The sequence below is a fragment of the Streptomyces sp. WAC 01529 genome, assembly GCF_003945545.1.
GTDB classification, from domain to species: domain Bacteria; phylum Actinomycetota; class Actinomycetes; order Streptomycetales; family Streptomycetaceae; genus Streptomyces; species Streptomyces anatolicus.
In genome coordinates this window covers 4,375,515-4,393,052 of sequence record NZ_CP029617.1, presented here as the reverse complement: position 1 = coordinate 4,393,052, position 17,538 = coordinate 4,375,515, and the positions used below count along the sequence as shown (strand labels likewise).

Genomic DNA, 17,538 nt, shown 5'->3' with positions numbered 1-17,538 from the left:
GGACGCGGGCGCGGGCGCAGGGACCACGGACACGCGGGAACCCCGGACACAGAAGCGGAGGGAAGCACTCCTGCGAGTGCTTCCCTCCGGGGTCCGGCGGAACGTCAGTGGCTCGGGCCCTGCTTCCGGTCGCGCCAGTCCTCACCCTTCATGCCGCCCTCGCCCTGCACGCCGCGCTCGCCCTTCATGCCGCGCTCGCCCTTCACGCCACGGCGCCGGCTCCTGGCCTGCTGGGGGTCGTCGAACTCGATCTGCTCCTTGCGGACGGTGTCGGAGATCTCCTCGGTCTCGGTGACCTTCTCCGTCTCCAGGCGCACGCGTTCGACCGGCACGGTCTCCTTGCTCACCACGGCCCGCTCGGAGTGCAGGGTCACCTCCGTCTCGGCCTCGCCGATGGTGCCGCGCACCCGGTCGCCCTCGCGGATCGGCTCGCGTACGACGCGGACCTCCTCGTGCGAGACGGGGACGGACGTCTTGACCTCTTCGTTCACGACCGTCTTGCGCAGCCGGGCCTGGCCGACCTCTTCCTCCTCGGTGCCGACCCGCAGCCGCTCCTCGGACCGCACCATCTCCTGGTCCTTGGTGTCGTCGCCCAGACCGGCCCGCATGGCGTACTCGCGGTCACCGGCGTTCCGGCCCTGGCCCGCACCGGCGCCGGCCAGACCGGCCGTGCCCGCGGTGCCCGCCGTGCCCATACCGGTGCCGGTCGCCGCCTTGCCGGTGCCGGTCGCGGCACCCGGCCGGGTCAGGCCGTAGTGGGCGTACAGCTCGTGCTCCTGGCCAGGGTCGAGGTGTTGGTCGGCATCCACCCTCGGCGCCTCCTTCACGGCCTCCTTGGTGGCCGTGACGTGCAGGTCGTCGCCCCGCAGCCGGGCACCCGCCAGCGGCACGAAGCTCTCCTTCATGCCGAAGAGGCCGGTCTTCACGGTCACCCACTCGGGGCGTCCGCTGCGGTCGTCGAGGTAGACCCGTTCGATGCTGCCGATCTTCTCGCCGGTCCGGTCGTAGGCTGTCAGGCCCTTGAGCGCATCGGGGTTGGTGAAGGCCTCGCCCTGCGTCATGGGTGATCACTCCCTTGGAGCATGCGACGGGCAGAAACCAATCCGCCAAGGACGACGCACGCCTCGTACCCATCCCGCGCCGCCGACGCCTGCCGCGCAAGGCGGAGCGTCACGCAGCGTGCGGGGGCAGCCGTACGCGGCTTCGCCATCCCGGCGCCGACGCCGTTCCGACCGCCCGGACCGGCCAAGGAAGCCGATAGGGCCATTCGGGTGAACGCGTGGGCACTGCACCCACCGGGGCCCCGCCCCCTTCCGGCTCAGCCCCGAGGGCTCCGGCTCTGCAGGACGCGCGCCAGCCGGGGGCCGAGGCTCCGCTTGAGCCTGCGCAGGGACGGGAGGCGGCCCACGGTCTGGTCCAGGTGGTAGTAGAGCTGCGGCGGCACATACGGCAGCAGCGGCGAGTGGCGCTGACCGAGCAGCGCGAACATCCGCTCCGGCTCCAGACCGATGTACCGGGGCAGGTTCTCGTACCACTGGGCGCTGTGCCGGGCCGCGCTCTGCACCGGGAGCAGGGCCTGCTTGCGCTCGCGCTCGTAGGCGGCGAGCGCGGCGGGCAGCTGCTCGGGGCCCGCCGGCCCCAGCGCACGGGCCAGGCAGGCGGCGTCGCGCAGGGCGAGGCTGGTGCCGGCCCCGATCGAGTAGTGCGTGGTGTGCGCGGCGTCGCCGATCAGGACGAGGTTGCCGTGCGACCAGGACTCGTTGGTGACGGTCGGGAAGGCCTGCCACCGGGCGTGGCCGTCGATGTCCGTACGGCCGAGGAGCGCGTGGCCGTCGAGCATGTCGGCGAAGAGCCCCTCCAGCAGGCGCAGGGCGTCCCCGTGGCCGAGCCGGTCGAGCCCGAGGCCGGTCCAGGTGGCCTCGGAGCACTCCACCACGCAGGTGCTGTGCTCGGGGCTGTATCCGTAGGCGTAGCACCAGATCCAGCCGTGCCCGGTCTCCACGAAGGCGAAGGTGAACGCGGTGAACACCCGGGTCGTGCCGAGCCAGATGAAGCGGTTGGCGCCGGTCGTCACGCGGGTGCCGAAGTGGGCGGCGCTCTCCGTGCGGAGCCTGCTGTGCGCGCCGTCGCCCGCGACGACGAGGTCCGCGTCGGGCAGCTGTGCGCGGCCGCCGATCTCGACGCCGAACTCCAGCCGGACGCCCAGCTCCTGGGCGCGGTCGGCGAGGATCGTCCGCAGCCGGTGGCGTCCGATGGCATGGCCCACGTCGCCGTCGTGGGCCGTGGTCCTGTCGCCGACGTGCGCGAAGCCGCCGCGCCAGCGCACGGACCGCTCGGCGACGGCCCGCGCGGAGACGGGGTCGTGGAGGTGCAGCTCCGCCAGGAGATCGGGCCAGAAGGTGACGCCCCAGCCGTGGCTGGAGCCGGCCGCGTGCCTCTCGTGGACGGTGACCTCGTGGGCCGGTTCCTGAAGCTTGGCGAGGATGGCCAGGTACAGGGACGCGGGGCCCCCACCGACGCAATCGATCTTCACGCCGACCAACGTAAGCGCCGCCCGCCGCGTCACGGCTCAACGCCGACGCCGTGTCGCCGCCGCCCTCGCACCCCCGTCACACCCGCCACCAAGGTCACCCTTGGTGATGGAATAGCGATCATGAGTGACATCGGGGCAGGATCGGAACGTCTCGGGATACGACGATCACGAGGAGAACGGACGTGTCGGTTCACCTCAGACTGCTTGTGTCGCTGGTGGCGATGGTGATCCCGCTGCTGGTGTTCAGCCCCTCCGCCGCGGCCCCCACGGGCCCCGCCGGCCGTACCGGAACCGTCGTCGGCCAGGTCGAGTGCGACTGGAAGTACGGCAGGTCCTGCGTCGTGGGCGGCGGCATGTCCTTCATGTGATCGGGCCGATTGAGCCGCCTGGAGTAGCGACGGCGGCCCACGGGATGCGTGTCGAGTCCGCCGCTAGTGAGCTGACGGGCATGGACCACGACATAGAGAAGGCGCCCGAGGCGCCTCCCACGCGGCGCCACGCCCTGCGCGTCGCCGCCGGAATCCTGGCCGTCGGCGCGGTCCCGCTGACCGCGCCGCGCGCCTCCGCACGATCAGCGGATGTCTGCACGGGCGAGTACGACGCCGAGTTCGAGGAGGCCCTGGCCGAGGCGGACGCCCAGGTCCCCGCCGAGGAGACCCGGGGCCTCCCCCCTGAGCTGGGCCCCGGCCGGTACACCCTCCCGCTGCGCCGCCGCTTCAGGGTCAGCGCGCGCTACGGGATCCGCGGCGACTGGCTCGCCGGGCACCACACGGGCATCGACCTGGCGGTGCCGCGCGGGACACCGGTGTACGCGGTGGGCGCGGGGGTCGTCGTACTCGCACGCTGGTCGGGGGCGTACGGCAACGCGGTGACGGTGCGGATGCGGGACGGCCACTACGCCGTCTTCGCCCATCTCTCCCGCGTCCAGGTCCAGCAGGGGACGCGGCTCCGGACCGGGGCCCGCATCGGGAGCAGCGGGGCGACGGGCCGGGCCACCGGCCCCCATCTGCACCTGGAGATCCGGGCCCGCCGCGGCTACGGCTCGGACATCGACCCGGTCCGCTACCTCGCCAGACGGGGAGCCCGGCTCCTCTAGCCCTGGTGGTACCGGCTACGCGATGGCCGGCACGAGGTTCATGAGGGGGGCCACCGGCTCGACCAGCGCCTGCAGCTTGTTCAGTTCGCTCAGGCCGCCGAGCTGCTGGTCGATCTTGGGCACCAGGGCGCGGTGCTCCTCGGGCATCCCTGCCGTCTGGAGATCGTTGATCGTGCCCTGCACCGAGATGTTGCCCGGCCCCAGCGCGTCACCGGCGGCGTGGGCCGTCGGGGTGGCAAGGGCGGCGGCTCCGGCGGCCAGCGAGACAGCGGCGATAAGTCGGCGTGCTGATGTCATGTCCTCAGAAACGGCCGGACCCCCGCCAAGGACACGGCTTTCCCTCCGTTCTCACTCATGAGAAACGCCGAATAGCGCATTCGGGTCCGCTCGACGCGCGGAAAAGCGATTTCCGGACCGGTGGCCGGAGTGTCGTATGCCGTTACTTCGCCGTGAGAACAGACGTTAGAAGAATGCGGCTGCGCGTAGCAGTCGCTCTATCCGACTCAAAGGAGAACGTGATGTCTCGCATCGCGAAGGCAGCCGCCGTCACCCTCGGCACCGGCGCCATCGTGCTCGGGGGCTCCGGCCTGGCTTCGGCGGACGCCGGTGCGCAGGGCTCGGCCGTCGGCTCCCCCGGTGTGCTCTCGGGCAACCTGCTCCAGGTCCCGATCCACGTGCCGATCAACCTGTGCGGCAACACCGTCGACATCATCGGTGTGCTGAACCCCGCATTCGGCAACACCTGCATCAACAACGGCGGCGGCCACCACAAGGACAACGGCCACCACAACGGCCACGGCAAGGGCCACCACGGCAAGGGCCACGACAAGGGTCACGGCAAGGGCCACGGCAAGGGCAAGGGGCACCACGGCGGCGGCCACCACAAGGGTGGCTACGGCGGCTGATCCCGGCCGAGGAAGCCCCCGGTGAGCGTTCCACCGGGGGCTTCGCGCTGCCCGGGGTTAACTGCCGTAGGTGTAGAGCCGCTTGTGCTCCAGCAGGTCGTCCGGCCGCACGTCCCACGGCGGCATCGGCTCGTGGCGGGCGACGACGCGCCGGTACTGGGACGAGCCGGGGCCGGGGGGCCGGGCGGGGAGGTAGGGGGCCGAGCGGGGGTGGCGGCGGCGCCAGCGGTCCCACAGCAGGTCGACGAAGGCGTGGTTGAGCCAGAACACGGGGTCGTTCACCGAGCCGCCGCCCAGCATGTGCCCGCCGACCCAGCGGTGGACCCGGTTGTGGTTGCGCCACCGCTCCTTGCCCGACGCCGACGTCCAGCCCTCCAGCTTGTTGCGGAAGCCCCGGGGCGCGCGGGAGTCCCACGGCGGCACGTCGTAGCGCGGATCGGCCATCGCCCAGGCAACGTCCCGCCGGGTGGGCAGGTCGAGGGGGTCGTGCGGGCGCCCGAGGTCGCGGGTGAGGAACTCCCCGTCGGTGACGCCCTCCTTGATGACCCAGTGGCCGTTCCTGTAGGCGAACGGGCCGGTCGTGACCCGCCGGTCAGACCGCCGCCCGTTCCCGCCCATCAGGTCCTCGCCCCAAAGGGACGCGGCCGGGCTGCGGTCCTTCGTCCAGTCCCAGTACGGGACGGTGACACCGGAGTCGATCCGCTGGAGGGCCCGTTCGAACTCGATCAGGAAGCGGCGGTGCCAGGGGAAGAACGACGGGGTCATGTGCGCGACCCGGAGTCGGTCCTCGCCGTCCGACACGTAGTAGTCGATGTGCATCCGGACGAATTCGTCGTACTCCCCCCTGCGCTTGAGCTTCAGGACCGCGTCGACGAATCTGCGCCGCTCGGCCCGGCTGAGGCTGCTCTGGTTCTTGCGCGTGTGGGCCATGTCCGTCCGTTCTGCCGTCCGGGGCGGTGCGGCCGGCTCAGTGCCCGCGGCCGCTCAGGGCTTGGGAGGGGCCGAGTTCGTCCACGGCCGCCCGGGCGGCGGCGAGCGGTGTCGCGTACGACTGGAAGTGGTCGACCGTGCTGAGGTAGCCGCCGTCCGCCCGGCGCATGAGGCCGAGCGGCCGCCCGTCGACGGTGACGCTCCAGCCCCCCGGCGCGTGCGGGTCCCGCGAGGCGACCGACTCCCCCTGGATGCGGCGGCCCCGGTACATCTCGTCGAACGACGGTTCGCCGGGCAGTGGTGCGCCGGGCAGTGGCTCACCTGACGGCGGGTCGTCGAGCGCGACGGGCGGGCTCGCCTCGCGCGGCGCCTGTGCGAGGCGGAATACGCTCCCGGCGGCGAGCAGCGCCGAGGCCGCGACGCCGAGGAGGTGGCGCCGCGTCACGCGGTCGATGAGCCGTGGGGCCGGGGGCTCCTGGCAGGGGGCGGTGTGGGCCCGGCTCGGGACCGGGCCCACACGGTTCAGCAGCGGCGCCACGGTCAGGTGAGGCCGAGCGCGGTCGTCGGCTGGGCGCTCAGCCTCGGCGCGTGGAGCCCCGCGCTGGGCAGCTGGAGGGCGGGCAGCCCCCACAGCTCGCCGCGCGGCGCGGTCAGGGGGAGACCGAGGCCGGCGCCCGGCGTGGTGGCCCTGACGTCGGAGGCGCTCAGCTCGGCCTCGACCGCGTCGACGCTGTGGTCGCCGACCACGTCGGAGAGCGGGGCCTTCACCCGCGCGGACGGGAGGCTGTTGTTGACCGGGACACGCGGGAGCACGTGGTCGGGCAGCAGCTGGCCCTCGACGTAGTCGGGGCCCTCCGGGCTGCCGCTGGGCAGCGGGACCGGGAGGCCGAGGGTGATCTCGGGCGCCTGCATCCCCAGGGCGTACTCGACGCCGTGCAGCGGGACGGTCACCTCGGACTGCTCGGCGGCCGTGGCGGAGGCGCTGCCGCCGGCCGCCGCCGCGCATGCGATGACCGCGGCGAGGGCGCCTCGGGTTGACTTCTTCATTGCGGGTCTCGTCCTTTCACCGTGACGACCGAGCGGCCGTCACCGAATCAACGATCCTGGGCCGACATCAGCGCAAACTTCGCCCGACTGAACCAATTCCCGTGGATTTCCCGGGCTCAGCTGGTCCAGAAATCCCACCAGCGCGTCAGTACGAGCATTCCGATGACGCCGATGTGCAGGGCGGGGAGAGTCCAGGTGAACTCGCCCAGGAAAGCGCGCACTTCGCGTGGGGCGGGGAGAAATCCGCGGCGCACGTTGTGTGACGTCACGTACCAGAACATGAGCGTGGTGGCGATCCAGGCGAGGCAGCACCACAGGCAGAGCGAATTGACGCGGTAGAGGGACTGGAATTGCAGCCAGGTGCAGAACGCGACGCCGAAGAGCGTGCCCGCCTGGAACGTCAGCCAGTACCAGCGCGGGAAGCGGGCCCCGGCGAGGACGCCCGCCCCCGCGCCGATCACGACGGCGTAGGCGGCGAGGCCGAGCATCGGGTTGGGGAAGCCGAACGCCGACGCCTGCTCGCTCTCCATGATGTTCCCGCAGGCCACCACCGGGTTGAGGCTGCACCCCGGGGTGAAGTCCGGGTCCTGGAGGAGCTTGAACTTGTCGAGCGTGATGACCCAGGACGCCAGCAGCCCCGCCGCGCCGGTGACGACCAGGAGCAGGCCGAACCACCGGCCCCCCTCGGGCCGGTGGGGGCCGTCCTCAGGCGCCGCGTCGGACGCACCGGGCCCGCCGACGGCCTGCCGCGGCACCCGGGTCGGCAGTCCGGTGGTGCTCATCAGCGCAGGCTTCGCGCGGGCAGCAGGCAGTGGCCGGAGTTGAGCAGGGTCTCCTCGTCGCCCGCGAACTCGGCGAGGCGCTTCTCGTCGACGGGCTCTCCCGGCCTGGCGTCCGGCCACGCGCGCGTGGTGACCATGAAGTAGGCGTGGCCGCGCTGCTTCACCGCGGCGAGCCACTCCGGCGGCACGACGCACTGCGCGTGCAGGTGCGGCATGGAGACGACCGCCTGGTCGGTCTCGACGAGGAGGCTGACGGGCAGGGACGGGTTGCGCGAGCCGTCGACCACGGGCCCGCCGACGGGCAGCCCCGTGTCGCGGAGCAGGACGCGCATGGCCTCGGCCGTCGCCTCGGGCCCGCCCTCCGTGTCGCCCAGGGAGTAGGCGAGCAGAAAGGGCATGTCCTGCTCCTCGTCGGGGTGTTCGCCGCTCCAGGCAAGAACAGCCAGGGTTCCGAGGTCGGTTGCTTGGAAGGGGCGCTGTTCGCTGGTTGAGGTCATGAGGGGAACCGTATAGACGGCGGCGGCCCTATTCCCTTCCGCTGTCACCCAATTGGCCGAGCGCGGGGCTTCCATCACACGATGGGGTCATTCGGCGGTCTCCGATGACGTGCGGGCACGCGAAAGGGCCGGCCCGTGGAAGAGGGGGCCGGCCCTTGCGTCGTCGCGTGTTCCCTTTTCCCGTTCGGGGCAGTACACCGCAGCGGAAAGGGGAATGAACCGGGGGTTACTTGGCGAGGGGAAGCCCACCGAGCATCTTCGTCGGGCCGCCACCGGCGTTCAGGCCCTCCGCGGTGTCGTTGACGGTGTTGACGACCGAGTTCTCGTTCTCGGTGTCGAGCATGTTGGTGCTCACCGGCTTGGTGTCGAGCAGGGGCTGGCCGGCAAGGGTCTCAAGTCCGCCGTTCAGGCTGGTGGGCGTCAGGCCGCCGGCGAACGCGGGCGCGGCGGAACCGGCGATGGCGATCGAACCGGCAAGGACAGCGGCAGCCTTCAGGGCCTTCATCATGTTCCTTTCTTCGGCGACTCGCGCCGCCATATGGGAGCACCGTTCAGGCATCGTTTGCCTGGCGTCTCATTCACCGGGACTAACGAGACAAGGCCGGTGCGGAAACCCCTGGTCCGGAAAGTTCCCGCCGACCCGCTCAAATGAAGAACGCATCGCATTCTCATATCAACCGGCCTGTTTCTATACGGCGGCGGTACGGGCGGCGGCACGGGCGGCCGGGGCCCCCACATGCGGAACGGCCGCCCCCGCCTTCGCGGGGACGGCCGTTCGGTCAGACGACGCGTCAGTCGTTGACGCACGTGTTGCCGAACGCCGGGTTCAGCAGACCGATGACGTTGATGGAGTTGCCGCAGACGTTCACGGGGATGTGGACCGGCACCTGGAGAGCGTTGCCGGAGAGGACGCCCGGGGAGTTGGTGGCGGCGCCCTGCGCGCCGGCGTCGGCGGCAGCGACACCCGCGCTTCCGGCCACGGCGGCGGCGGCAACGGCGGACAGGGCGAGAGCCTTGGTGGTACGCGACATGGAGTGCTGCTCCTTGGTAAGGGTGCGACGTACGGGCCGGGTGCCCGTATACAGGGATCAACTGCCGACCCGGACGGCGAGTTGTGCGCCCAGACGAGTGATGTGCGGCGGGCCCCCACGTACGCGATCGCCGATTCACCATGCCCTTCACCAATCCGACACACGTACTCAGGTTGACGGAGCGGCGCCCCGCAGCGGCTACAGTTGCCCTTCTATTTAGGGCATTTCAGTCATACGCGCCAGATTCGCGTAATTGATGCGAACCTCTCATCTCCGCTGTGGTCAGAGCTCTTCACACGTCGGAAGGCCAACGCCGTCATGCCACGGATCCTGCACGTCAGCCAGCCCGTGGACGGAGGTGTGGCGCGGGTCGTCACCGAGCTGGCCGCCGCTCAGGCGGCGGCGGGGCTGGATGTCCACGTGGCCTGCCCTGCCGAGGGCACCCTGCCGCGGGCGCTGGACGCCGCCGGGCGCGGGGTGCGCGGCCACCCGTGGGCGGCGTCGCGCTCCCCCGGCCCCGGGCTGCGCACCGAGGTGGCGGAGCTGAACCGCGTCATCGACGCCGTACGGCCCACGCTCGTCCACGCCCACAGCGCCAAGGCCGGGCTCGCCGCGCGGCTCGCCCTGCGCGGGCGCGTCCCGACCGTCTTCCAGCCGCACGCCTGGTCCTTCGAGGCGGTCGGCGGGGGCACCGCGCTGCTCGCCCGGTTCTGGGAGCGCCGCGCGGCCCGCTGGACGGACCGCGTCGTCTGCGTCAGCGAGGCCGAATGGATCACCGGCCGCCGTGCGGGCATCGCGGGCTCCTACGTGGTCGTCCCCAACGGAGTGGACGTGGACCACTTCTCGCCCGGCGCCTCCCGGCGGGCCCGCGACCGGCTGCTGCCCACCGACTTCGCCCCCGCTCCCCTGGTGGTGTGCGTGGGCAGGCTGTGCCGGCAGAAGGGGCAGGACGTCCTGCTGCGCGCCTGGGCCTCGGTCACCGCGCGGGTGCCGGGGGCGCGGCTCGTCCTCGTCGGGGACGGGCCGGACGCCGGCCGGCTGCGCGCGGGGGCGGACGCGTCCGTGACGTTCGCCGGGGCGGCCAGGGACACCGCCGACTGGTACCGCGCCGCCGACGTGGTGGTGCTGCCCTCCCGGTGGGAGGGGATGGCGCTGGCCCCGCTGGAGGCCATGGCGTGCGGCCGGCCGGTCGTCGTCACCGATGTGAACGGCGCCCGGGAGAGCCTGCCGTCGGCGGGCCGCGCCCACGGCCTCGTACCGCCCGAGGATCCCGCCGCGCTGGCCCGGGCCCTCGTCGCCCTGCTGCGGGACGCGGAGCTGCGCGACGCGCTCGGCAGGCGGGGCCGCAGGCATGTCCTGGACCACCACGACGCGCGCCGCGCCGCGGACGCGATCGACGTGGTGTACCGCGAGCTTCTGGGCGCGGCGCCCACCAAGTACAGGGAGTGCACCACCACGTGAGTGCGGAACGAACCGTTGCCTCCTCGTCAGGTCCGACACGGCAGGACACCCACGCCTCGCAGGACACCCACGCCTCGCGGAGTGCCCACGCCTCGCCCGGCAGCTTTGTCATCGGGCCGCGGGGCGCGCGGGGTTCACGCGCCGGGGCGCAGGCGCGGCGCCCCTCCCGGCACCGCCGTTCGGTCGCCGCCCTGGTGGCGGTCGACTCCGCCGCCGCACTGCTCGCCCTGCTCCTGCTCGACGAGCCGCGGTGGTACGCCGTGCTGGCGCCCCTGCTTCTGGTCGCCGTCCTCACCCTGAACGCGCAGGGGCGCCTGTACGCGTACACGGCGCTGCCCGCCACCCTCGACGAGGTGCCCTCGCTGAGCGGGCGGATCGCGCTCGGCCTCGCCCTCACCGCCGTCCTCGCCCCGGCGCTGCCCGCCCCCGTGCCGCCGCTGCCCCTGTCGGCCCTGGCCACCGTGGGCGCCGCCCAGTGCCTGCTCGCCGTCGGCGGGCGCGCCCTGGTGCACTGGCAGCGCCGGGCGGACGTCCTGCGCAGGCCCCGGCCCGTGCTGGTGTTCGGCCCTTGCGGTGAGGCGCGGGCGGTGGCGGCGGCCCTGCTGCGGCGCCCCCGCTGCGGCATGCGGCCCGTGGGCGTGGTGAGCGAGGCCGACCAGCAGGACGAGGGGACCGCCCCCGAACCGCCCGGGCCCGGGGGCGAGGAGCCCGTCCCCGAACTGCCCGTGCTCGGCACGGAGGACGAACTGCACCGGGCGGTGATCCAGAACGACGTACAGGCCGTGCTCCTGCTCCCCGGCGGCGGCCCGGGGCTCACGGGACGGCTGCCGGCGCTGACCGGCCTGGGCTGCGACCTCTGGGAGATCGGGCCGCGCCACGCGCAGCTCGGCCCGGCGCGGGAGGGGGCCCGCCGGTATGTGGCCGGGTTCGCCTGCCGTCCGCTGGAGGTGGCGGCGCCCCGTGGGACGAGCGTGGGCAAGCGGCTGCTGGACATCACCGTGGCCGGGGCGCTGCTGCTGGTGGCCTCGCCGGTGCTCGCGGTCTGCGCGCTGGTGCTGCGGGCCGTGGAGGGACCCGGCGTGATCTTCCGTCAGGAGCGGGTCGGCAAGGACGGGCGCCTGTTCACCCTGCTGAAGTTCCGGACCCACCGGCCCGCCGACCCGCAGGAGGCGGCGACGCGGTGGAGCGTCGCCGACGAGCGGCGGATGAACGCGTTCTGCCGCTTCCTGCGGAGCACCTCGCTGGACGAGCTGCCGCAGCTGTGGAACGTACTGCGCGGCGACATGAGCCTGGTCGGCCCGCGCCCCGAACGCCCCTTCTTCGTCGCGCAGTTCAGCCAGGCCTACCCGGACTACGCGCGGCGGCACCGGATGCCGACCGGCATCACCGGGCTCGCCCAGATCCACGGCCTGCGCGGGGACACCTCCATCGAGGACCGGTGCCGCTTCGACAACGCCTACATCGACAGCTGGTCCTTCTGGCAGGACATGTGCATCCTGCTGCGCACCCTGGGCGTCCTGCTGCGCCGCACGGGGAGCTGAGCACGGTGACCCCACGCGACGCCGTGGCGCGCGAACTGCGGTACGCCGCCCCCGTCCTGCCCGTCGTCCTGCTCATCGCGCTGCTCGCCCTGCCGATGCCGAGCGGCGGCGGGAGCACCGGTACCGGCGCCGGGACCGGCACGGTCGCCGACGCCGTCTCCGCCCTGGTCGTCGGCTACTGCGTCGTCCACCTGGCGCGCACCGGGCGGCGCCCGCTGAGCCGGACCGCCGCCGTGCTCCTCGGGCTCCCGGTCGTCGGCGTCACGGTGGCCGCCTTCGGTGCCTCCTCCGCGGCGACCGGCGTCGCGGGGGCCGCGCGCTACCTCCAGATCTTCGTGCTGGTCCCGGCGGCCGTGCTGATCCTGGTCCGGGACGCGCGCCACTTCCGCCTCCTCGCCTGGTCGTTCGTGGCCCTTGCGCTGTGGCAAGGCGGGATCGGCGTACAGCAGTACCTGACGGGCACCGGGGCCTCGTACATGGGCGAGGACATCCGGGCGGTGGGCACGTTCGGCGCCACGGACGTCATGGGGATGGCCACGGTCGTCTCGTACGGGCTCGTCTGCGCCCTCGCGCTCGCCTTCCGCCCGCGGGCCCCGCGCCCACGCGTCGCGGCGGGCGTGTGCGCGGCCGTGCTGACCGTGCCGCTCGCCCTGTCGTTCAGCCGGGGGGCGTGGATCGCGACGGCCGCGGCCTGCCTCGGTGTCCTGCTGCTCGCCGGGGCGCGCCGGGCGGGCACGGTCCTCCTTGCGGGGGGCGCGGCGGCCGTGGTGCTCGTGGCGGGGCTCGGGGTGGGCTCCGCGATGCTCCAGGAACGGCTCAGCAGCATCACCCAGGTCACGGGCGCGCCCGACCAGTCGGTCACCGACCGGTACACGATGTGGGCGGCCTCCGCGGACATGTGGCGCGAGCGGCCGGTGACCGGCGTGGGCCTGAAGGGCTTCCCCGAACACCGCGACAAGCACGCCTCGCTCGCCCTGTCGTCCGGCAGCGACACGGCGGGCGCGGGCAGCGGTTTCGCCCGTCAGCCGCTGCTGTCCCCGCACAACATGTACCTGCTCGTCCTCGGTGAACAGGGGCTGCTCGGCCTCGCCACCCTCGCCGGGAGCTGGGCGGCGCTCCTGGTGTGCGGGCTGCTGCGGTGGAAGCGCCGGTGCGCGCGGCCGGGTGGCCCCGGCGGCCCGGAGCTGGACTGTGCGCTGGTCGCCTGCGGGCTGCTGATCTGGCAGTTGACCGACTTCGTGTACGCGGACATCGGCGGGCCCTCCACCGTCCTGACGGCGGTCGCCTTCGGTGTCGCGGCGTGGTGGGCAGTGGGCTCGGGACGCGGGGCGGCGGCGGGCGCGGGCGGCTCGCGCTCGGGTGGCTCGCGCGCGGTGGCGGGAGAGGCGGGCGCGCGATGACGACCGTGCCGCCGGAGGTGACCGCGGAGATCGCGGGGCCCGCAAAGAACGCAGAGACCGCGGAGACCGCGGAGGCCCGCAATACCTCGCGGGGCGCGCCGCCCGAGAAGAGCGGGGGTTCCTTCCTCGCCAAGGCCGCGCTGGTCACCGCCGCGCTCTCGGTGGCCGGTTCGCTCCTCGGACTCGTACGGGACCAGGCGCTTGCGCACTTCTTCGGCGCGGGGACCGACACCGACGCCTTCCTGGTGGCGTGGACGATCCCCGAGCTGGCGGCGACGCTGCTCATCGAGGACGGCCTCGCCTTCTTCCTCGTACCGGCGTTCAGCCTGGCGCTCGCCCGCCGCGCGGCCGACTCCGCCGCCGACCCCGTACACGACCCCGTACGCGATCTCGTCCGGGCCTCGCTGCCGCGCATGTCGCTGTGGTTCGCGGCGGCGGCGCTCGCGCTCGTGGCGGCGGCGCCGTACGTGGTGGCGCTGCTCGCGCCGGGGCTGCCCGATCCGGGGCGGGCGGTGGACTGTACGCGGCTGACGGCCACCTGCGCCTTCACCTTCGGGCTCACCGGGTACTGCAGTGCGGTGCTCCGGGCCCACCAGCGGTTCGTCGCCCCGGCGACGGTGTACGTGGCGTACAACGCGGCCATCATCACCGCCCTGTTCGTGTGCGCCGCGCCCTGGGGGGTGCGGGCCGCGGCGGTGGGTGTGGCGGTGGGCGGTGCCCTCATGGTGGTCGTACAGGCGCCTTCCCTGTGGCGGCAGTTGCGGCGCGCACCGGGCGCGGGCCCGGCCGTCAGCGGCCAGGCGGCGACTGAGCCGGGGGCGAAGGGCGTGGCCGCGCAGGAGCCCGTGGCGCAGGGCGCGGCCGCCGACAGGGCGCTTCAGACGGCGATCATCTGGACCGTCCTGCTCTTCGCGCTCTGCCGCCAGTCGCAGGTCCTCATCGAACGCTTCCTCGCCTCCTCGCTGCCCGCCGGGGCCATCTCGCATCTGAACTACGCGCAGAAGGTCGCGCAGATGCCGATGGCCCTCTCCCTCATGCTGTGCACGGTCACCTTCCCCACGGTCGCCCGCGCCCTGGCCGCCGGGGAGACGGAGCGTGCCAGGGACCGCGTCGAACGCGACCTCGTCCTCGCGGGCTGCGTGGTGCTGTGCGGCACCGCCGCCGTCATCGCCGCCGCGCCCGCCCTCATCGAACTGCTCTTCCAGCGCGGCGCCTTCACCGCACCGGACACCGCCACCACGGCGTCCGTCATGCGGGTGTACGCGCTGGGCCTGCTGGGCCACACCATGGTGGGCGCGCTCGCCCGCGCCCACTTCGCCGCCGCCCGTACCACCTGGGTCCCGTTCCTCGCGATGTTCCTCGGCATCGTCACCACCGCCGGCATCGGCTTCCTGAGCGTGGGCACCTGGGGCGTCCACGGCATCGCCGCCGCGAACGCCACCGGCATCTGCGTCAGCGCCCTGCTCCTGCTGCGGGGCATGGGCCCGAGCACCGTGCCCCTCAGGACGCGGGCGGTCGCCGGGCAGCTGGGCCGCCTGGTGGCCGCCGCCGGGGGCGCCGCGGTCCTCGGCGCCCTGTGCGCGGGCCGGATCGGGCAGCCCGCCCTCGCCGTCCTCGCCGGTTTCTCGGTGGTCACCGTCTCCTTCGTGCTGATCGGCCTGCTCCTGGGCGCACAGCCCTGGCCGTCCGCCCTTCGCTCCGTCAGAGGAAAGGTCCGTCATGTCCGTTGACCTCACCCCGTCCTCCCCGTCCGGTGCGGAGCCTTTCCTGCGCACTAGGCCGCCCCGCACGCGCGCGTGGATCGCGATGTACCACTCCGTGGCGGACCCTTCCGACGATCCGTACCGCATCACGGTGTCGCCCGGCCGCCTCGCCGCACAGCTGCGGTGGCTGCGCCGCCAGGGGCTGCGCGGGGTGTCGATGCGCCAGCTCCTGGACGCGTGCGCGCGCGGCCAGGAGCACGGCCTCGTGGGGCTCACCTTCGACGACGGCTACCGCGACTTCGTCGACGAGGCGATCCCGCTGCTGCGCAGCCACGACTGCACCGCCACCCTCTTCGTCCTGCCGGGCCGCCTCGACGGCGACAACGCCTGGGACCCCAAGGGCCCGCGCAAGCCGCTCCTGGGCGCCACCGGCATCCGCCGCGCCGCCGAGTACGGCATGGAGATCGCCTCGCACGGCCTGACCCACGTCGACCTGACCCGGGCCGACGACCAGCTCCTGCACCGCGAGATCGGCGGAAGCCGCGCGGCCCTCGCCGACCTGACCGGCACCGAGGCGCAGGGCTTCTGCTACCCCTACGGCCACGTCGACGAGCGGGTGAGGGACGCCGTACGGGACGCCGGTTACCGCTACGCCTGCGCGATCGACCCGGGCCCCCTCTCCGGCCCCTTCGCGCTGCCCCGCGTACACATCGGCCAGAACGACACGGCCCCGCGCCTGCGGCTGAAGCTGTGGACGAACCGGCTCAGGCACCGCGCCCTGGACCGCTCGGCGGTCGCCGGATGAGGGTCCTGCACATCATCACCGGCCTCGGCGTGGGCGGCGCCGAGCTGCAACTGCGCCTGCTGCTGCGCCACTTGCCCGCCGACTGCGACGTGGTCACGCTGACCAACGCGGGCAGCGTGGCACGGGGCATCGTCGCCGACGGCACCCAGGTGACCGACCTCGGCATGTCCGGCAACCGCGATCTGCCGGCGCTGCCCCGGCTGACCCGGCTCATCAAGGCCGGGCGGTACGACGCCGTCCACACCCACCTCTACCGCGCCTGCCTGTACGGGCGCGTCGCGGCCCGCATGGCCGGGGTGCGCGCGGTGGTGGCCACGGAACACTCCCTGGGCGACACCCAGATGGAGGGCCGCCCGCTGAGCGCCGGTGTCCGCGCGCTGTACCTCGCCGGGGAGCGCCTCGGCCGGATGACGGTCGCCGTCTCCCCCGCCGTCGGGCAGCGCCTGCACCGCTGGGGAGTGCCCCGCCAACGCATCCGGGTGGTGCCGAACGGCATCGACGTGGAGCGCTTCCGGTACGACCCGGCGGCCCGGGTGCGCGTCCGGCGCCGCCTCGAACTGCCGGACGCGGCGTTCGTCGTCGGGGGCGTGGGGCGGCTGACCGGCGGCAAGCGTTTCGACGTACTCCTGCACGCGGCCGCCCAGCTCCCGGAGGACATCGTCGTCCTGCTGGTCGGCACCGGCCCCCAGGAGGAGGAGTTGCGGCGGCTTGCCGACCGGCTCGGTCTGGCGCGGCGGGTGCGGTTCGCCGGGGAGGCCGCCCACGAGGAGAGCGGCGGCGACGGCGGCGCGCCCGGTCTGCCCTCGCTGCTGTCCGCGATGGACGCCCTGGCCTCCCCCTCCCCCGAGGAGGCGTTCGGGCTCGCGCTCGTGGAGGGCCTGGCCTGCGGGCTTCCCGTGGTCTACGCGTCCTGCCCCGCCGTGGACGGCTTCCCGACCGGGGCGCGGGCGGACGCCACGTACTGCCCGAGCGACCCGGACTCCTTCGCGCAGGCCCTGTACGGCCTGCGGACCGCCCTCCTGCCGCGCCGCCCCGCACCGGCCGCGGTGCGGCACTACAGCATCACCCGCAGCGCCGAGCAGCTGATGCGCGTCTACGCGTCCGTTGTCCCCGGCACGACCCCGGAGGTGAACCCCCGATGAGCGACTCCGCGAAAGAGCGCCCGCGTACCGACGCCCTGCGCGCCCGCCTCGCGCGGCTGCCCCGCTGGTGGCCCCTGCCGGCCTGCGCGGCCCTCGGCGTGCTCGCCGGTGCCGGGTACGGCGTGCTCCAGACGCCGCAGTACACCGCCACCAGTTACGTCGTCGCCGTACCGCAGGCCAAGTCCGACCCGGCGTCGGCGCTCGGGTTCGCCCAGGCCTACGGGCGGGTGGCCACACAGCTCGCCGTGCTGGGCGACGCGCAGGTCGCGGCGGGCGTGTCGGCCACGGAGCTGCGGGACACCGTCCAGGTGGCCACCTCCCCCGACGCGCCGATGATCGCCATCTCCGCGGTCTCCGCCAAGCCCGCGGCCGCTGCCGTCACCGCCGACGCGGTGGCCCGCTCGCTCGCCAAGAGCGCCAACCACTCCAAGGACAGCACCCAGGTCCGGCTCCTGACGTTCTCCCGCGCGCTGGAGCCCGACGCGCCCTCCTCGCTCTCCACCGGCGTGACGACCCTGGTCGGCGGCTGCGCCGGCGGTCTGCTCGGTGGCCTCGCCCTTCTCGTACGCCCACGGGGGCGCGCGGAGGCGACCGCCGGGGCCGCCGTCCCCGGCCCCGCGTCCGCCCTCGCGAGGAGCGCCGCGCCGTGAGCACGGCGACGGAGG

At 73.6% G+C, this 17,538-nt stretch carries 20 protein-coding genes; 10 read left to right on the top strand and 10 right to left on the bottom strand.

Annotated features, from left to right (window positions below; translation table 11 throughout):
* Positions 1-104: 104 nt before the first annotated feature.
* Together DMA15_RS19865 and DMA15_RS19860 are read right to left on the bottom strand one after the other, a co-directional pair.
* On the bottom strand, positions 105-1,061 hold the full coding sequence (locus tag DMA15_RS19865) for a PRC and DUF2382 domain-containing protein (RefSeq protein WP_125514142.1): 957 nt from the start codon (positions 1,059-1,061) through the stop codon (positions 105-107).
* Positions 1,062-1,318: 257 nt separating this feature from the next.
* Entirely contained in the window at positions 1,319-2,533 is a 1,215-nt protein-coding gene (locus tag DMA15_RS19860) for an FAD-dependent monooxygenase (RefSeq protein WP_125514141.1), read from the bottom strand.
* Between the two features lie 182 nt (positions 2,534-2,715).
* Here DMA15_RS19860 and DMA15_RS19855 point away from each other — a divergent pair, with 182 nt between their 5' ends.
* Positions 2,716-2,901, top strand: a complete 186-nt coding sequence (locus DMA15_RS19855; protein ID WP_125514140.1) for a hypothetical protein — start codon at positions 2,716-2,718, stop codon at positions 2,899-2,901.
* 80 nt (positions 2,902-2,981) lie between these two features.
* Positions 2,982-3,629, top strand: coding sequence for a M23 family metallopeptidase (locus DMA15_RS19850; RefSeq protein WP_125514139.1), 648 nt, complete (start codon positions 2,982-2,984; stop codon positions 3,627-3,629).
* A 15-nt stretch (positions 3,630-3,644) separates the two neighbouring features.
* On the opposite strand, the gene DMA15_RS19845 is transcribed toward DMA15_RS19850, so the two are convergent.
* The gene (locus DMA15_RS19845; RefSeq protein ID WP_125514138.1) at positions 3,645-3,926 is read right to left on the bottom strand and encodes a hypothetical protein; all 282 of its coding nucleotides are present in this window, start codon (positions 3,924-3,926) and stop codon (positions 3,645-3,647) included.
* A 221-nt stretch (positions 3,927-4,147) separates the two neighbouring features.
* Here DMA15_RS19845 and DMA15_RS19840 point away from each other — a divergent pair, with 221 nt between their 5' ends.
* Positions 4,148-4,534 (top strand): chaplin, encoded by a 387-nt coding sequence (locus DMA15_RS19840; RefSeq protein WP_125514137.1) that lies wholly within the window; start codon positions 4,148-4,150, stop codon positions 4,532-4,534.
* A 57-nt stretch (positions 4,535-4,591) separates the two neighbouring features.
* Here DMA15_RS19840 and DMA15_RS19835 read toward each other — a convergent pair whose 3' ends face one another.
* The 7 genes from DMA15_RS19835 to DMA15_RS19805 form a co-directional block, all read right to left on the bottom strand.
* A complete protein-coding gene (locus tag DMA15_RS19835) occupies positions 4,592-5,464 on the bottom strand; it encodes a tyrosinase family protein (protein WP_125514136.1) in 873 nt (290 codons plus the stop codon).
* Between the two features lie 37 nt (positions 5,465-5,501).
* Entirely contained in the window at positions 5,502-5,909 is a 408-nt protein-coding gene (locus DMA15_RS19830; protein ID WP_206302780.1) for a tyrosinase family oxidase copper chaperone, read from the bottom strand.
* A gap of 95 nt (positions 5,910-6,004) precedes the next feature.
* Positions 6,005-6,511, bottom strand: coding sequence for a hypothetical protein (locus DMA15_RS36730; RefSeq protein ID WP_164551792.1), 507 nt, complete (start codon positions 6,509-6,511; stop codon positions 6,005-6,007).
* A 116-nt stretch (positions 6,512-6,627) separates the two neighbouring features.
* Positions 6,628-7,293, bottom strand: a complete 666-nt coding sequence (locus DMA15_RS19820; RefSeq protein WP_125514134.1) for a vitamin K epoxide reductase family protein — start codon at positions 7,291-7,293, stop codon at positions 6,628-6,630.
* On the bottom strand, positions 7,293-7,790 hold the full coding sequence (locus tag DMA15_RS19815; protein WP_125514133.1) for a DUF5949 family protein: 498 nt from the start codon (positions 7,788-7,790) through the stop codon (positions 7,293-7,295). Before DMA15_RS19815 ends, DMA15_RS19820 begins: the two co-directional genes overlap by 1 nt.
* A 226-nt stretch (positions 7,791-8,016) precedes the next feature.
* Positions 8,017-8,295, bottom strand: coding sequence for a hypothetical protein (locus DMA15_RS19810; RefSeq protein ID WP_125517890.1), 279 nt, complete (start codon positions 8,293-8,295; stop codon positions 8,017-8,019).
* Positions 8,296-8,581: 286 nt separating this feature from the next.
* Positions 8,582-8,821, bottom strand: coding sequence for a chaplin (locus tag DMA15_RS19805; RefSeq protein WP_125514132.1), 240 nt, complete (start codon positions 8,819-8,821; stop codon positions 8,582-8,584).
* A 318-nt stretch (positions 8,822-9,139) separates the two neighbouring features.
* On the opposite strand from DMA15_RS19805, the gene DMA15_RS19800 reads away from it, so the two are divergent.
* The 7 genes from DMA15_RS19800 to DMA15_RS19770 all read left to right on the top strand — a co-directional run bounded on the left by DMA15_RS19800 (position 9,140) and on the right by DMA15_RS19770 (position 17,523).
* Complete coding sequence (locus DMA15_RS19800) at positions 9,140-10,282, top strand: glycosyltransferase (RefSeq protein ID WP_125514131.1); 1,143 nt, start codon at positions 9,140-9,142, stop codon at positions 10,280-10,282.
* Positions 10,279-11,823: an exopolysaccharide biosynthesis polyprenyl glycosylphosphotransferase gene (locus tag DMA15_RS19795; RefSeq protein WP_206302778.1), complete on the top strand. Its 1,545-nt coding sequence runs from the start codon at positions 10,279-10,281 to the stop codon at positions 11,821-11,823. The genes DMA15_RS19800 and DMA15_RS19795 overlap by 4 nt, the downstream gene beginning before the upstream one ends.
* Before the next feature lie 95 nt (positions 11,824-11,918).
* Positions 11,919-13,223, top strand: coding sequence for an O-antigen ligase family protein (locus DMA15_RS19790; RefSeq protein WP_125517889.1), 1,305 nt, complete (start codon positions 11,919-11,921; stop codon positions 13,221-13,223).
* On the top strand, positions 13,220-14,953 hold the full coding sequence (locus DMA15_RS19785; RefSeq protein WP_125514129.1) for a lipid II flippase MurJ: 1,734 nt from the start codon (positions 13,220-13,222) through the stop codon (positions 14,951-14,953). Before DMA15_RS19790 ends, DMA15_RS19785 begins: the two co-directional genes overlap by 4 nt.
* Positions 14,943-15,731, top strand: a complete 789-nt coding sequence (locus tag DMA15_RS19780) for a polysaccharide deacetylase family protein (protein WP_240659859.1) — start codon at positions 14,943-14,945, stop codon at positions 15,729-15,731. Before DMA15_RS19785 ends, DMA15_RS19780 begins: the two co-directional genes overlap by 11 nt.
* Positions 15,728-16,873, top strand: a complete 1,146-nt coding sequence (locus DMA15_RS19775; protein ID WP_125514128.1) for a glycosyltransferase — start codon at positions 15,728-15,730, stop codon at positions 16,871-16,873. The genes DMA15_RS19780 and DMA15_RS19775 overlap by 4 nt, the downstream gene beginning before the upstream one ends.
* On the top strand, positions 16,870-17,523 hold the full coding sequence (locus tag DMA15_RS19770; protein WP_125514127.1) for a lipopolysaccharide biosynthesis protein: 654 nt from the start codon (positions 16,870-16,872) through the stop codon (positions 17,521-17,523). Before DMA15_RS19775 ends, DMA15_RS19770 begins: the two co-directional genes overlap by 4 nt.
* Positions 17,524-17,538 lie beyond the last annotated feature (15 nt).

Bases quoted from the DNA above. Each gene is read 5' to 3' on its own strand.
- DMA15_RS19865 (WP_125514142.1), bottom strand. From the start codon at position 1,061: ATGACGCAGGGCGAGGCCTTCACCAACCCCGATGCGCTCAAGGGCCTG.
- DMA15_RS19850 (WP_125514139.1), top strand. From the start codon at position 2,982: ATGGACCACGACATAGAGAAGGCGCCCGAGGCGCCTCCCACGCGGCGC.
- DMA15_RS19845 (WP_125514138.1), bottom strand. From the start codon at position 3,926: ATGACATCAGCACGCCGACTTATCGCCGCTGTCTCGCTGGCCGCCGGA.
- DMA15_RS19840 (WP_125514137.1), top strand. From the start codon at position 4,148: ATGTCTCGCATCGCGAAGGCAGCCGCCGTCACCCTCGGCACCGGCGCC.
- DMA15_RS19835 (WP_125514136.1), bottom strand. From the start codon at position 5,464: ATGGCCCACACGCGCAAGAACCAGAGCAGCCTCAGCCGGGCCGAGCGG.
- DMA15_RS36730 (WP_164551792.1), bottom strand. From the start codon at position 6,511: ATGAAGAAGTCAACCCGAGGCGCCCTCGCCGCGGTCATCGCATGCGCG.
- DMA15_RS19820 (WP_125514134.1), bottom strand. From the start codon at position 7,293: ATGAGCACCACCGGACTGCCGACCCGGGTGCCGCGGCAGGCCGTCGGC.
- DMA15_RS19815 (WP_125514133.1), bottom strand. From the start codon at position 7,790: ATGACCTCAACCAGCGAACAGCGCCCCTTCCAAGCAACCGACCTCGGA.
- DMA15_RS19810 (WP_125517890.1), bottom strand. From the start codon at position 8,295: ATGAAGGCCCTGAAGGCTGCCGCTGTCCTTGCCGGTTCGATCGCCATC.
- DMA15_RS19805 (WP_125514132.1), bottom strand. From the start codon at position 8,821: ATGTCGCGTACCACCAAGGCTCTCGCCCTGTCCGCCGTTGCCGCCGCC.
- DMA15_RS19800 (WP_125514131.1), top strand. From the start codon at position 9,140: ATGCCACGGATCCTGCACGTCAGCCAGCCCGTGGACGGAGGTGTGGCG.
- DMA15_RS19790 (WP_125517889.1), top strand. From the start codon at position 11,919: ATGCCGAGCGGCGGCGGGAGCACCGGTACCGGCGCCGGGACCGGCACG.
- DMA15_RS19785 (WP_125514129.1), top strand. From the start codon at position 13,220: ATGACGACCGTGCCGCCGGAGGTGACCGCGGAGATCGCGGGGCCCGCA.
- DMA15_RS19780 (WP_240659859.1), top strand. From the start codon at position 14,943: ATGTCCGTTGACCTCACCCCGTCCTCCCCGTCCGGTGCGGAGCCTTTC.
- DMA15_RS19775 (WP_125514128.1), top strand. From the start codon at position 15,728: ATGAGGGTCCTGCACATCATCACCGGCCTCGGCGTGGGCGGCGCCGAG.
- DMA15_RS19770 (WP_125514127.1), top strand. From the start codon at position 16,870: ATGAGCGACTCCGCGAAAGAGCGCCCGCGTACCGACGCCCTGCGCGCC.